Here is a 14,071-nt window from a genome sequence, read left to right on the forward strand (position 1 = left end):
TTACTTTAAACTCGCCTGCTGTAAAGCGCCGCTTTGACCCCAGTAGCGGGCGAACTCAGTCAAGGTCATTCCGGCATTATTCGTTAGGTTCGCATCGCATTCTTTTGCGTATAGCCGCTTTACAATATTGAATTCGGCCTTAATCACAGCGCCCATCATTGCCGTATTACCACGCTTATCTTGCAAACAAGCATTAGCACCATGCTCAAGCAATAAATCCGTTGCAGCCTCTTGGCCGTTATAAGCCGCCACCATTAGCGCGGTATAGGTTTGACTATTTCTCTGGTCAATAGGGAAGCCTGCATCGAGAAAATGCTCAAGCACTGTGATATCGCCGGTACGCGCTGCAGCAAAAAAGTAGTCCACCAGCAATTGTACTTGTGCGGTATCGGGCTCGTCCGTTTGACTGACAGTTGCGGGTGTAACCAATGGCGCTTGAAGCGAACCCGCCCCCATTGCCACCGACATACTCAGGGCCACAATAATCAATAATAAGATAGCAATAGTGTGTTTCATCAATGGCTCCCAGCACAGCTAAAATAGAGATTTAAACAATGAGACGTGACGAAATGCCCGCAAGACGCTCTCTTAAACTGGGCAGAAAAGAGCTTGTTTACGTCTTGCGGGACTTACTGGATTCGGACAGTTAACGCGCAAATCTCTGCGACCAAAACAGTCCTAAAAATAACGACATCAGATTGAACGCTGTTTAACCTCGGCCAGATCACCCTTTACGGCCTTGGTTAAACGCTCACCAAACTCTGGGTCTGCACGATAAAAGTGACTGAGCATCTGATGTTTCACATTGGTATCGTTCACTTTGCCTAAGTCACCGGCCAAGTTAGTGATCAGATCTGCTCTATCTTGCTTGCTCAAGCTGCGATAAAAGACGCCCGCTTGGCTAAAGTTATCCTACTTGCTAATAGCCGTTTGTTGCACAGTCCCCGTCAGCGCAGTTGTTACCGCACGATAACGATTATCTTCGGCCAAGGCTAAATGTACGCTCGGTTGATAGTTCACATCGGACTGGGTATGCCCCATATTGCCCGCACCTTCTTGGTTGTGGTTTGCCACCGCCACTAAGGGTTTATTAATCGGCAATTGCGACAAATTCGCGCCGAGTCGATACAGCTGAGTATCGGCGTAGGAGAACATACGGCCTTGCAGTAATCTGTCTTCCGAAGGCTCAATCCCTGGGATCAAATTCGATGGCGCAAATGCCGCTTGCTCAGTCTCTTGGAAGAAGTTTGCAGGCATGCGGTTCAGCGTCATAGTGCCCACTTTTTGTTCTGGCACATCTAGCCACACCTTAGTGGCATCTAACGGGTTGTAATCAAAATTATTAAGCTCAGTCGGGTCGAGTAATTGAACGTACAGATCCCACTTAGGATAGTTACCCTTGTTGATCTCACTGTAAAGATCATCAGTTAAATGGTTAAAGTTTTGCCCTTGGACTTTAACCACTTCATCGGGACGTAAGCCTTTAACACCTTGCAGACTCTTCCAGTTAAATTTCACGTATTTAACTTGGTTATCTCGATTCACAAATTTGTACGCATGCACACCGAAACCGTCCATTTCACGATAACTGGCAGGTACACCTAAGTTACTGTAAACCTAAGTCAAAATATGGGTTGAACCCGCTTCGTGACTGAAAAAATCGAAGAAACGATTCGGATCTTGCATATTGGTCACTGGCGATGGTTTGAGTGAATGCACCATGTCAGGAAACTTGATCGCATCGCGAATGAAGAATACGGGTAAGTTATTACCCACTAAGTCCCAGTTACCTTGGTCCGAATAAAATTTGGTCGCAAACCCACGGGGATCACGCAGCGTTTCTGGTGAACCTTTTGAGTGGATCACAGTAGAAAAGCGCACAAATACGGGTGTAACTTTACCTTTTTGTGCAAAGGGTGCCGCTTGGGTTAGGTTGCTAAAATCGCCACTCGATACAAACTCACCATGGACACCTGTGCCTCTGGCGTGGACGACACGCTCAGGAATACGTTCACGGGCAAAGCGTTGTAGCTTCTGGATAAGCTGCACATCTTGCAATAACACGCTGCCATTACTGCCCGCTGTGGTCGAGTTTTGGTTATCACCCACAGGTGCACCATTGTCACGTGTCAGGGTATTTGTTGGTAAAGTTTGAGCCTGTACATTCAATGTCAGACCCATAGAAATAATTAAAAGGCTTTTAGTAAGATGCATAACAGTTCCTCTTCTATGCATAACGCCAAGCTCTTTTCTGCCTGCCCGCAGTATAGTTCTGAATTGGTAATTAGAAGAAACGATCTTTATCGATTATACGAATCAATAAAACCTATTAGACATAAATTGGCAACAACAAAAAGTCACATTGTCAGATACTGAAGCTAGAGATTGTGGACTAAAACCTCTCGGTTTTAGTCTATTGCGAAGTGGATAAACGTGGGGTGATTAAGAGATATTTAGCGATTGATTGAGCTTCACAACAAGAGCCGTAAGCTAGCATTAATCCTTAATCCCCATCAGTTTTAATCGCCGGTACAAGGCATTACGGCTGATCCCTAAACGCTTAGCGCATTGGCTCACATTGCCATTACAGGCTTGGTATGCCTGCAGCACATTGCTATAAATCACCTCATTTAGGGAATCCGATTGAACCTGTGTGACATTCGGCTCCACAACGAACTTGCCACTTGGCAGGGGTGATACTGAATGTTGACGGCTTACCTCCTTAAATTCTTCACATAAGGGTGCAGCTTGCAACAGGTCTTCTTTTAACGGCTCGCATGTGAGTTTGGCCGCCAGATAATCGGGTAAATGTTGCCAATTGAGGGTATTGTCCCCTTCTGCCATCAAGCAAGCGACTTGCATGAGGTTATCCAGCTCACGCAAATTCCCCGGCCAGTCGTATTGCATCATTTTCCCTAACAGTTCTGGGCAGATATCCTGCGCGGCGATACGATGTTTACGATGCAATTTATGGATAATACGCTCGATATCCAGCCGCTCCCGCAGCGCAGGCAAGCGCACTTGCAAGCCATTGAGTCGGTAGAACAGATCCTGCCGAAACAGCCCTTGAGTCACCTGTTGTTCTAAATCCATATGGGTTGCGGCAATGATTTGGATATCGACTTTAAAGCTTTGATTACTGCCAACGGGTACCACTTCGCGCTCCTGCAATACCCTGAGTAAACGACTCTGTGCCGCCAGCGGCATTTCGCCAATTTCATCTAAAAACAAAAAACCGCCGTGAGCTTGGCGAATTTTGCCGATAAATCCAGTGCGGTTCGCCCCAGTAAAAGCGCCAGCCTGATAACCAAAGAGTTCAGATTCGACTAACTCTGCAGGCAATGCCGCACAGTTCACCGCCACTAAGGGCTCGCTGCGACGCGCACTCTGGGCATGGAGCTTTTTAACAAACTGCTCTTTACCGACGCCAGTTTCACCAAGCACTAACAGCGGAATTTGCTTGGTGATCACCTTATTGGCATGTTGCCAAGCGCGCTCAAGTTGAGGATCGCGAAACCGAACCCCCAATTGATTGAGCGATTTATTGCTAATCGCAACTCGACCCTTAGCGCTGGGAATATTTAAGGATTGAGTCTGTAAATGCAAAGCTAAATGTTGATTAAAGCCACCCGCACGGCTCCAATTATCGCCTAAGTACTGTTCGACGGCATCGCCCACCTTGGCATGATTAAGCAATTGTTTCGCCATGGGATTACAACCCACGATGCGACCATCACTATCGGCAATCACTATGCCCTGCCAACCCGAATTCAACAGATTTGGCTGCGCCGCTAAATCGATTCGATAATGGCTATCGGGCAGATGGCACAAAAGCGCGGTCTCGACCTGCTGCGCCAAACTGGACACTAACATCAGCGTCTGCTGGGTGTGCCTTTGCTGCTCGCTGGTGATATCAATCACCCCGAGCATCTCACCTTGGGGGGAAAATATCGGGCAAGCAGTGCAACTCATAAAACGATTTTGGCGAATAAAATGTTGCTCACCCACTACAGATACCGCTTGTTTGGCGGTAAGCGCCGTCCCTATCGCATTAGTGCCCTTATGCTGCTCAAGCCAATTCACCCCAATATCCAGAGCTACATCCGCCAGTTTTGTGGAGTAACGGCTCACGCCCCAATGCCTAAGCACGTAACCCTCGGCATCGCTGAGCAAGAGTCGGCTATTAGAATGCGCCATCAACTGATTAAACAAAGGCAAGGCGTGGGATTGCACTAATGCAATGAGCATTTGATATTGCTCATGTTTCTGCTTTAGTTCGCAGGCATCGAGCCTGAGTTCCTGGGGTAACTGAAATTCTGACAAGCCAGCGCCAATGCTGCGCTGCCACGAATCGGCCAACCACGCCTGTGTCGATAATAAATGCGGTTTAACTGTCATAGCCATGCTCCCCCTAGCTGTGTTCCGTTTCGGCACAATTGCTGTGTGCCACTCAATGACAAAGTAACCACAGGACACACTTCTCTCCCTGAGTGCCCATACTTATTCAAATCTGCAAAATTAGCTTTTCATCATACTGTTAGCACAACAAGTGTACAACTCCTGCCAGTTTGGCACTCTCCTTGCGATGCTCACTTGGTATGCAAGCCTAAGGTGTTGCATAAGAGAACACTAAGCCAATCAATAGGATTGGCTTAAAGCAAAACGAAAAATATTTAAAAAGACATCCAGCAGAGATGCATCAACAAGACTCCCTTGCTGAAGCCAAGAGCGTAAAAATCGCCAACGCCCAGCATGCCATCCACAAGAAGGAATGATTCTATGATTTATGCTCAACCCGGAACCGCAGGCGCAATCGTTAACTTTAAAGAAAAATACGCCAACTTTATCGGCGGAAAATGGGTCGCCCCAGTCAATGGCAAATACTTCGACAATCGCTCCCCCGTGAATGGCCAAAACTTTTGCCAAATCCCGCGGTCCGATGCACAAGATATTGAATTAGCATTAGATGCCGCTCACGCAGCCAAAGAAGCATGGGGTAAAACCTCAGTCACCGAGCGCTCAAACCTGTTACTGTGCATTGCCGATCGCGTCGAGCAAAATCTCGAATACTTAGCCGTTGCCGAAACCTGGGAAAACGGTAAAGCGGTGCGTGAAACCTTAAATGCCGACTTGCCCTTATTCGTCGATCACTTCCGCTACTTTGCGGGTTGTATCCGCGCACAGGAAGGCAGCGCTGCCGATATCGATGGCAACACAGTCAGTTATCACTTCCCAGAGCCTTTAGGCGTGGTCGGCCAGATCATTCCTTGGAACTTTCCACTCTTAATGGCCGCATGGAAAATCGCACCTGCGCTAGCGGCGGGTAACTGTGTGGTACTCAAGCCTGCGGAGCAGACGCCAGTCTCGATTCTGGTCTTGCTCGAGCTGATTGAAGACCTATTACCCGCGGGTATTCTTAACGTAGTCAACGGCTTTGGCGCCGAAGCAGGACAAGCTTTGGCCACCAGCAAACGCATCGCTAAATTGGCCTTTACGGGCTCCACCGAAATTGGCTATCACATTTTAAAATGCGCCGCCGAATCCTTAATTCCATCGACCGTTGAGCTTGGCGGTAAGTCGCCTAACGTGTTTTTTGCCGATGTGATGGACCATGAGGACGAATATTTAAATAAAGCCGTCGAAGGTATGTTGCTGGCCTTCTTTAACCAAGGTGAAGTCTGTACTTGCCCATCTCGGGTGCTAGTCCAAGAATCGATTTTCGATCGCTTTATCGAAAAAGTGCTCGCCCGCGCGCAAACCATTAAACAAGGCGATCCCTTAGATACCGACACTCAAGTCGGCGCTCAAGCCTCTAAAGAGCAATTCGATAAAATCTTAAGTTACTTAGCCATAGGTAAGGCTGAAGGTGCAGAAGTACTATTGGGCGGCACACTTTGCCAACTCGATGGCGGTCAAAGCGAAGGTTATTATATCAGCCCGACGATTATGAAAGGCCACAATAAGATGCGTATCTTCCAAGAAGAAATCTTCGGCCCCGTCATTTCGGTCACCACTTTTAAAGATGAAGCCGAAGCCTTAGCGATCGCGAACGATACTGAGTACGGCCTAGGCGCTGGTGTGTGGACACGGGACATGAACACGGCTCAACGCATGGGACGTGGCATTCAAGCGGGCCGCGTGTGGATTAACTGTTATCACGCCTATCCAGCCCATGCCGCCTTTGGTGGATACAAAAAATCCGGCATCGGCCGCGAAACCCATAAAATGATGCTCAACCACTATCAAAATACCAAGAATCTCTTGGTGAGTTACGATGTTAATCCTTTAGGTTTCTTCTAAGGTTTTGGGGCTCAAACAAGCTGATGTGAGGAAGCTTTTATTAGGTTTTTAAACGTCTTTGCAAGCAAGCTTATAAAACTTTCCGCATGAGTAATAGATACAAGTGATAAACATGAAAGGGCGAATAGCCCTTTCTTTTTTAACTGAATTTAATTCAAACCTCACTCAGTTTATATTATCAATCCGCGCTAAACGCTGAGCTAATTCAGCAAGAGATGAGGCTGTTTGTGGATCGCTTTGGGGATCGATAACTTCAACCAGTTTAAGTTTTGGCTGAAAAGTTAACCAAGAACTACCCGTTGTAATCACTAAATCCAGCACAAACTGACCATAATAGTGCAACCTCAGTCGGTTATCCGTCATAGGCCAATGGGCATAAAGCAGAAAAGAATCGTACATTTGCGCCAAAGAGGTTGTCGCAATGAGCTTAAACCCTTCATCAAGCAAACTAAACTCGGTCGATTCTTCGAAGGGACAATCGAAAGAAGTGATGACCAAATACCCCGAGGTTTTATTGGGTAAAACGCAGCGGTATTGGCCTTCAATCACTAGGCCTGCAATAAAAGAGTGAGTAGGTTGGCCATTGAAATACAAAGGCATTTTCAGTGGATCAGGCTCAAGTCCATCAGTACGTGCTGTTAGCAGTGAAAACCCCGTTATCGGCTGCATCCCTTACCCCACTTATCTCGCATTCCTATCCGCGAAAACACACGTCACGCGGCTCTTGCAAACTCAAATCACTAGGACTGACGGCTTTTCCAATAACAGCCCAGTAATATCAAATAGCCGACAAAATATGCCACGAGATCTAGTGGATCAAAATGGCTACCTATCACTATTCGCGCCAAACGATTTCCGCCCAAGCCCAGCTTATCGACTAAGCCCCAATATTGGCCAAACTCGATAGCAAAGGCAAACAGCAATACCGCCAACGCCAGCCAAGGCGTTTGAAAAAAGCGTTTAATACCCTCGTCTGTACTATTGGCTACCGGATTGACTACTGGGGGTACAACAACGCGCGCCATGCAAAACAGTAAGATCACTACCAATACATCGCCCACAAAACCACGAATAAAACCCGCAGGCGCATATAAAGCGATTAAGACTTCAGTCAAAAATAATAAAACGGCATAAATAAAAAAGGATTTACGACTCGGATTGCGGCTGATGAAAGCGCGAATAACGGCGGTAGACATAGATACGTTAGTCCCTAACTTCACTCGGTTGAGGTGGCAGAATCTACCGTAATACCAAGAGGTTAACAAGCGAGTTTTCGTTGGAATTTAAGACTCGTCACCCAGGCAAGCGCGCCACTTAACCCCATCAACTCACTGAATGTTCGCGCCTCAAAATTTAAGCGAGGTTTAAGTTTGGGTTAAGTAGCCTACACCTAAACCAACTTAGGAGCGTCACACCATGTCATCAAACACACTGCAAACCATCAAAGTCTGGGACCTGTTGATCCGCATATTCCATTGGTCTCTCGTCGGCTTTTTCACCTTAGCCTACCTTACTGAAGGCGAAGACGAGTGGATGACCATCCACAGTTACGCAGGTTACAGCATCTTAATTTTACTGGTGTTTCGCCTGCTGTGGGGCGTGATTGGTACCCACAATGCGCGCTTTAGCAACTTTATCACTCGCCCTAAAGAAGTGCTGGTGTACCTCAAAGGGCTCATCACAGGCAAAGCCAAAGACTACATAGGCCATAACCCCGCTGGAGCAATGATGATAGTGGCCTTGATTGCCAGCATCGCCATCACGGGATTCTCAGGCATGGCACTGTACGCCACCGACGGACACGGCCCATTAGCCACGAGCTTTTTCGCCACTTGGCCTGAAGGCGCCATAAAAGAAGTCCATGAATTCTTTGCCAACTTCACCGTATTCCTTGTGGTTATCCATGTCGGCGGCGTCATCGTCAGCAGCCTGTTACACAAAGAAAACTTAGTCAGAGCCATGGTCACGGGCAAGAAACAACGCCCAGTGGAACAAAAAGATTAATCCATTAGCCATTTTGCTTAGCAACAAGACATCCAGCCCAAAAGGAATGCCCTATGAACAGATTAACCAGACACACGAATAAAAGTCGCCTTGCTATCGTCGCAATTTCAACTTTGCTGCTGACTAGCCTCAGCGTTAGCGCCGCCAACAGTAAAGTGCAAAGCCTGCCACTTAGCGCTGAGCGTATTGGCACGCAGCTGCAAAGCTATCAAGCCCAAGGCGCTGGACCCTTTACCGCCGCCGCAGGACAAAAGCTTTGGCTACAGGACATGGACGGTCGCAGCTGCGCCAGTTGCCATACCGCCAAAGTCACCGACATGGGGATGCACCAAAATACCCGTAAACCCATTGACCCTATGGCGCCGTCGATTACCGCAGATCGGTTAACAGACTCAGCCAAAATCGAGAAATGGTTTACCCGTAACTGTAACTGGACCTTTAAACGCGACTGCACGCCGCAGGAAAAAGGCGATGCCTTACTCTGGTTAAGCCTGCAATAACCGCCAAATTTCGACTTTATAACTCATTCAATTAGATCAATTAATTTCAATACCTTCCACAGAAGGTAACGGCACAAAAAGGAAGATGTCATGACTAAACAAGCACACCCTATTAGCTGGTTCTTAGGTTCATCACTCACAGCTGCGGCATTAGCCATTGGCGTTATCGGTGTCAGCCTAACCTTAACCGGCACAGGCTATGCGGACGATGGCCGCGGGCTCAGCCGCGCCATTCCACAAAATGCGGAATATACGGCAGAATGTGGCAGCTGCCACATGGCTTACCCCGCGAACTTGCTCCCCGCCGACAAGTGGCGCGCCATTACCGCAAATCTTGAGAATCACTTTGGTGACAACGCCAGCCTAGATCCTCAAGTCACTGCTAGAATTGAGGAATATCTGGTTCAACATGCGGCGCAAAATGGTAAGGTGATGAAAAACAGCACGCCGCTGCTCGTAGGGTCTGGGCCGCAGAAGATCACAGAACAGGCATTTTTTATTCGCAAACACGATGAGATCCCAAGGCGTATGGTGCAAGATAACCCCAAAGTCGGCTCATTCAGTCAATGCAGCAATTGTCACAACCTCGCAGAGAAGGGCATATTCGATGAAGATACCGTTAATATTCCTGGCTTTGGCCGTTGGGATGATTAGCAGTCCAAGCTGCAATGCCCACGACGATGATCTTTCCAGCAAGGTGGTCGAGTGGGTTAAGGAGGGCAAGGTTTTGCCCTTCGACACCATAATGCAACGCTATGAATCAAGGCTAAAGGGACGATTGCTCGATCTCGAAGTCGAGCAAAAACATGGCAGGATCATCTACGAGCTCGAAATCCTTCGTGACGATGGCATAGTGTATGAAATCAAGATTGACGCCAAAACCGGCGAGTGGCTAAAGGAAAAGGTCGACTGATGCGTTTGCTATTGATTGAAGATGATACCGATCTGGTCGCGCGCCTCATTCACGCCCTTAACAAGGCGGGTTATACCGTCGAGCACGCCGATAACGGTATTGATGGTGCCTTTTTAGGCGAAGAAGAAAACTTCGAAGCCGTGATCCTCGATCTCGGCTTACCCGGCAAACCCGGTTTAGAAGTCCTCGGCCAATGGCGACAAAAAGGCTTAGCCATGCCAGTGCTGATCCTCACCGCCCGCGATGCGTGGCATGAGCGGGTCGACGGCCTCAAGGCGGGTGCCGATGATTACCTTGGCAAGCCTTTTCATATTGAAGAACTACTCGCAAGGCTCGAAGTGTTGATCCGCCGCCACTTTGGCCGCGCCGACAATGTGTTGCAGCATGCAGGCGTCTCCCTCGATGTCGACAAACAGGCGGTCACCAATGTCGACGGTGAAGTGATAGAGCTGACTAAGATTGAATATCGCCTACTGCATTATTTAATGGTCAATCCCAGCAAAATCATCTCTAAGTCAGAGCTCAGTGAACGCATTTACGAAGAAGATCAAATCAAAGACAGCAATGTCATCGAAGTGTACGTCAACCGCCTGCGCCAGCGCTTAGGCAAGGATTATATCGAAACCCGCCGCGGCCAAGGTTATCGACTCAAGGAGTAAAGGCGTGTATTCACTCAAGGGTTATCTGACGCGCAATCTGCTGATCACGCTCACCTTTGCCATGGTGCTGTTACTGTATTTTCTGTACCAAGGCATCCAAATATTGACCCAAGATTTTGTTGCCTCGCGATTGCAACACGATGCCGACAGCCTGATCTCCGCCCTGAATCACAATCCCGATGGCACCTGGGCGCTCACCACCGACCGCTTGCCCAATGTGTACCACAGGGTTAATTCTGGGCATTATTTTGCGATTCAAATCGGCGAGCAAACTCTGCGTTCACGCTCCCTATTCGACCATAACGTGAACATGCCTAAACTGACCGCTGGTGAGCAACACCAAGCCACTGAGTTTGTCAGCAAAGAGCATTGGCTGATGTTCAGTCAGGCCGTTATCAAAGATGATCAATTAGTTACCCTGTGGGTGACAGAAGATATTAGCTCGCTTGAACAAACCCAAGTGCAGTTTTTAGCCTTTGCCAGCGCAGCCGTGTTGCTCACGATTGTCATTCTATTAATAGCACAGTATCAATTACTTAAACGCGGTTTTAAACCCTTAGAGCAGATGCCAGAAGCCATACGGCAAATGCGCACCCAAGGGCAAGAAATCAATCCTGACCAAGTGCCAAGCGAGATAGTCCCGCTGATCGAAGAGATAGATCGTTTAGTTAATCAATTGGGCCAGCGAGTACAACGCTCCCGTAATGCCTTGGGTAACTTGGCCCACGAGATGAAACGTCCGTTACAAGGGCTGCAGTCCTACCTAGAAAGCCTTCCACCTGAACAGCGAAGTGAGGGCAGTAAAGTGCTCGCAAACCTGCACCACATCATCGAGAGAGAGCTTAAGCGCACTAAGATTGTCGGCTTGTCCACTCCAGGACGTTATACCGTGCTCGATGACGATCTTGCGCCGCTGATTCAAGTAATGCAGCGCATTTACCCAGACCGCATTATTTATAGCCATTACACGAGCGGCTTAGTGATGCCGTTTGATCGGGATGACTTACTCGAACTCTTAGGCAACTTGCTGGATAATGCCTGCAAGCATGGTCGCAAAAATATTGAGATCCATATCAGTCAGCAGAACGTGCCAACCACAGGCTATGGGATAGAAGTGAGTGATGATGGCGAAGGCGTCTCCGATGCCGCGCTGTCCGTTATCATTGAGCGCGGCATTCGGCTAGATGAAAGCATCCAGGGCCATGGTTTAGGATTATCTATCTGCAAAGATATCGTCGACAGTTATCAAGGCGAACTCGGTTTTAGCCATGCGAAACAAGGCGGGCTTAAAGCCAGCGTATTTCTGCCGATCCCGAATTAAGCGGTATACTCACTCGGCCTATGACCACTAAGTTCATGCAAGCCAATAGAGGGTATAATTTGCCCATTCCCCCTTTCAGCAATCAGTCTAGAGATTTATATGAAAGTTATCGACCTAAAATCTGCCCCGCAACACATTCCACAATTGGCGGAGTGGCATCATCAAGCATGGGCACATTTGAGTTCTGCGGATGCTTCTGTCACCACGCTGATTGAGGAAATGAACGAGTATTTAACTGACGCCGCCATCCCCAAAATGTTTATCTGCGAACAGGAAAATCAAGTGATGGGATCATCTTCATTAATCACTGCAGATATGGACAGCCGAACTGACTTAAGCCCTTGGCTCGCCAATGTGTATGTGAATGCAAACCATCGAAATAAAGGATTAGGTAAGTTGCTAGTCAATGCCGTCATTGAGCATGCTAGAGCGATTGGTTTACAGAAAATCTATTTGTTTACTGCAGATAAAGCCGATTTTTATCGAGCGCTGGGTTGGTCAATGATTTCACATGAAGATTATAAGGGCGAGATGGTCACGATAATGGAATATAAATTTAAGAAGTGAATGTTTAAAGAGAGTGAGCAAGCCTCACGACGGGCGTCGTGAAGCTGTACATGCTGGCTAAATATCTAGATGTGATATCCAATACTTAGCGACAAGCCAAAGGCTTTAGTCAATTTCTATATCCACGCCGAAACGATTGGATAATTGGCGTTGCTCGTGCAGAATTTCAATTCGGCGGCGAGTGTCTTGGGTTAACTTGTCTTTGAGGCGCAAACCACTAGTAATGGCGGCTTTTTTTGCTTTCTTGCTCTTAGTTGTCGTTGCATCAGTTGGACTCTCGACGGCTTGAGATTCGATAGACATAGCTAACTCCTTTAATTAGAACCTTAAATAGGCTCTTCCAGTAAATCCCTGCTCAAAACGAACAAACAGGTCATCTTTATAATGAGTCAATTCGCCATTCACTATTTAAGTAATAGATAATTTGGCGACTCATAAACTTACGGCCCATATCATTTACCTAAGCCAACAAAATTAAATCACATGCTAACAGGATAAAAATAATCGAGACGTAAGGTCGAAATGAAAAACTGAGTATTGATTGACTTCATCCGCGTAACAGAACCCTAACGAGTCCTAAATTTCCAGCGACAAAGCGGCATAACATAGGTAGAGAAAGAACAGGTAGTAATGCAGAAAGGTTGGTAAGCTCGAGCGGCAAAGCGCTGCTGCGCAACAATTAGGCTACGCAACAGTACTACATCTAGCCTAGATTTACGACTTATATGGCATAGCGCCGAGGTAATCTTTCTTGCCAATTTCAACACCGTTGTGGCGCAAAATCGCGTAGGCTGTTGTTACATGGAAGTAAATGTTCGGAATAGCGTGCTCAATGGCAAACTCATAACCTGTAAGATATTTTCCTTCCCATCGTGGTTGTGAGACATGGATCGTGGCCGCATTAGCAAAATCATCCGCTTTAAACGTCGCTAAATAATCCAAAACCGAGCTAATACGCGCTTGCAACTCAGCCAGCGTCGTCTCGCTATCATCATGCTTTGGTACTGTATCTAAGTTATCAGTCAAACGTGCTACGCCAATTTTGGCAGTATCGCAGGCAATTTGAACTTGGCGAATAAGATTGAATTGATCCGGCGCTAAACGTGAGTTTAATAGCACCGCCATATCAACTTTCTTGAGGTTTGCGAAGCATTCGCCTTTTTCAAGAATAACGCTTAAATTTTTCAGCATCTTGCTAAATTGTACAACCGTTAAATCATAAAGCATGGCATAGACCTCATTGATGGACGCTACAAAACTGCAGCACTTAAGACGATCTTGGGGCAAATTACTCAATTTCAATCATTCTTGGAATTTAAGTATCTGCTTAATAATAAATACTTCAATATAAACGATATTAAGTCAATTAGGACGAGAAAAAGATAGACGTTACCAGTAGGCATAGAGCGTCAGCTACAAGCCAAGAGATTAAAATTATCTCGGACTGATCCGAATAACAATAACGTACACTCGTAGGAATTGGGATGGCCGGCTATGACGATAACCACATACTTCGAGCCCAAAGCATGTGCGTCACTGACACGAATTATCCACGACACCATAACGAAAAAAGCCTCATCTTTCGATGAGGCTTATCTCTTAATGTTGGCGGAGCGGACGGGACTCGAACCCGCGACCCCCGGCGTGACAGGCCGGTATTCTAACCAACTGAACTACCGCTCCTTTAGCTTAACGTCTACACGTTAACCTAAATTAGGCGCTTGGCGATGACCTACTCTCACATGGGGAGACCCCACACTACCATCGGCGCGTTTGCGTTTCACTTCTGAGTTCGGGATGGGATCAG

General features: G+C 47.3%; 14 protein-coding genes, 1 tRNA gene, 1 rRNA gene and 1 pseudogene. 8 read left to right on the forward strand and 9 right to left on the reverse strand.

All coding sequences use genetic code 11. The features are described from left to right. From L5M17_RS12720 to L5M17_RS12730, 3 genes and pseudogenes are all read right to left on the reverse strand, one after another. Positions 1-516, reverse strand: coding sequence for an ankyrin repeat domain-containing protein (locus tag L5M17_RS12720; protein WP_263147890.1), 516 nt, complete (start codon positions 514-516; stop codon positions 1-3). Positions 517-693: 177 nt separating this feature from the next. After that, positions 694-2,214: pseudogene (locus L5M17_RS12725) on the reverse strand (catalase). A 282-nt stretch (positions 2,215-2,496) separates the two neighbouring features. Continuing rightward, entirely contained in the window at positions 2,497-4,398 is a 1,902-nt protein-coding gene (locus tag L5M17_RS12730) for a sigma-54-dependent Fis family transcriptional regulator (protein ID WP_263147892.1), read from the reverse strand. A gap of 381 nt (positions 4,399-4,779) precedes the next feature. Between L5M17_RS12730 and L5M17_RS12735 the strand changes: the two genes are divergently transcribed. Next, positions 4,780-6,300: an aldehyde dehydrogenase family protein gene (locus L5M17_RS12735; RefSeq protein WP_263147894.1), complete on the forward strand. Its 1,521-nt coding sequence runs from the start codon at positions 4,780-4,782 to the stop codon at positions 6,298-6,300. 165 nt (positions 6,301-6,465) lie between these two features. On the opposite strand, the gene L5M17_RS12740 is transcribed toward L5M17_RS12735, so the two are convergent. Both L5M17_RS12740 and L5M17_RS12745 read right to left on the reverse strand, forming a co-directional pair. Then, the gene (locus L5M17_RS12740; RefSeq protein ID WP_263147896.1) at positions 6,466-6,969 is read right to left on the reverse strand and encodes a hypothetical protein; all 504 of its coding nucleotides are present in this window, start codon (positions 6,967-6,969) and stop codon (positions 6,466-6,468) included. A gap of 71 nt (positions 6,970-7,040) precedes the next feature. Next, a complete protein-coding gene (locus L5M17_RS12745; RefSeq protein WP_263147898.1) occupies positions 7,041-7,496 on the reverse strand; it encodes a DUF2809 domain-containing protein in 456 nt (151 codons plus the stop codon). 220 nt (positions 7,497-7,716) lie between these two features. Between L5M17_RS12745 and L5M17_RS12750 the strand changes: the two genes are divergently transcribed. From L5M17_RS12750 to L5M17_RS12780, 7 genes are all read left to right on the forward strand, one after another. Further along, positions 7,717-8,304, forward strand: a complete 588-nt coding sequence (locus L5M17_RS12750; RefSeq protein WP_006079722.1) for a cytochrome b/b6 domain-containing protein — start codon at positions 7,717-7,719, stop codon at positions 8,302-8,304. A 53-nt stretch (positions 8,305-8,357) separates the two neighbouring features. Beyond that, complete coding sequence (locus L5M17_RS12755) at positions 8,358-8,804, forward strand: DUF1924 domain-containing protein (RefSeq protein ID WP_006079721.1); 447 nt, start codon at positions 8,358-8,360, stop codon at positions 8,802-8,804. A gap of 90 nt (positions 8,805-8,894) precedes the next feature. Beyond that, positions 8,895-9,458 carry a diheme cytochrome c gene (locus tag L5M17_RS12760; RefSeq protein WP_263147902.1) on the forward strand — a complete coding sequence of 188 codons (564 nt, stop codon included), beginning with the start codon at positions 8,895-8,897 and terminating at the stop codon, positions 9,456-9,458. Beyond that, entirely contained in the window at positions 9,451-9,717 is a 267-nt protein-coding gene (locus L5M17_RS12765; protein ID WP_105251051.1) for a PepSY domain-containing protein, read from the forward strand. Before L5M17_RS12760 ends, L5M17_RS12765 begins: the two co-directional genes overlap by 8 nt. Further along, the gene (locus L5M17_RS12770; RefSeq protein ID WP_263147905.1) at positions 9,717-10,376 is read left to right on the forward strand and encodes a response regulator transcription factor; all 660 of its coding nucleotides are present in this window, start codon (positions 9,717-9,719) and stop codon (positions 10,374-10,376) included. Before L5M17_RS12765 ends, L5M17_RS12770 begins: the two co-directional genes overlap by 1 nt. Positions 10,377-10,380: 4 nt before the next feature. Beyond that, a complete protein-coding gene (locus L5M17_RS12775) occupies positions 10,381-11,697 on the forward strand; it encodes a sensor histidine kinase (protein ID WP_263147907.1) in 1,317 nt (438 codons plus the stop codon). Positions 11,698-11,796: 99 nt separating this feature from the next. Beyond that, positions 11,797-12,264 carry a GNAT family N-acetyltransferase gene (locus L5M17_RS12780; protein WP_173497771.1) on the forward strand — a complete coding sequence of 156 codons (468 nt, stop codon included), beginning with the start codon at positions 11,797-11,799 and terminating at the stop codon, positions 12,262-12,264. 105 nt (positions 12,265-12,369) lie between these two features. On the opposite strand, the gene L5M17_RS12785 is transcribed toward L5M17_RS12780, so the two are convergent. The 4 genes from L5M17_RS12785 to rrf form a co-directional block, all read right to left on the reverse strand. Next, positions 12,370-12,567 carry a hypothetical protein gene (locus tag L5M17_RS12785; protein ID WP_006079715.1) on the reverse strand — a complete coding sequence of 66 codons (198 nt, stop codon included), beginning with the start codon at positions 12,565-12,567 and terminating at the stop codon, positions 12,370-12,372. Between the two features lie 411 nt (positions 12,568-12,978). Further along, entirely contained in the window at positions 12,979-13,491 is a 513-nt protein-coding gene (locus tag L5M17_RS12790) for a DUF1993 family protein (RefSeq protein ID WP_063885021.1), read from the reverse strand. Between the two features lie 379 nt (positions 13,492-13,870). Further along, positions 13,871-13,947 (reverse strand) — tRNA-Asp (locus tag L5M17_RS12795). A gap of 36 nt (positions 13,948-13,983) precedes the next feature. Then, positions 13,984-14,071: ribosomal RNA gene (rrf, locus tag L5M17_RS12800) — 5S ribosomal RNA — on the reverse strand; the annotation flags it as partial.

The organism is Shewanella sp. SW24, from assembly GCF_025653395.1.
GTDB classification, from domain to species: Bacteria; Pseudomonadota; Gammaproteobacteria; order Enterobacterales; family Shewanellaceae; genus Shewanella; species Shewanella oncorhynchi.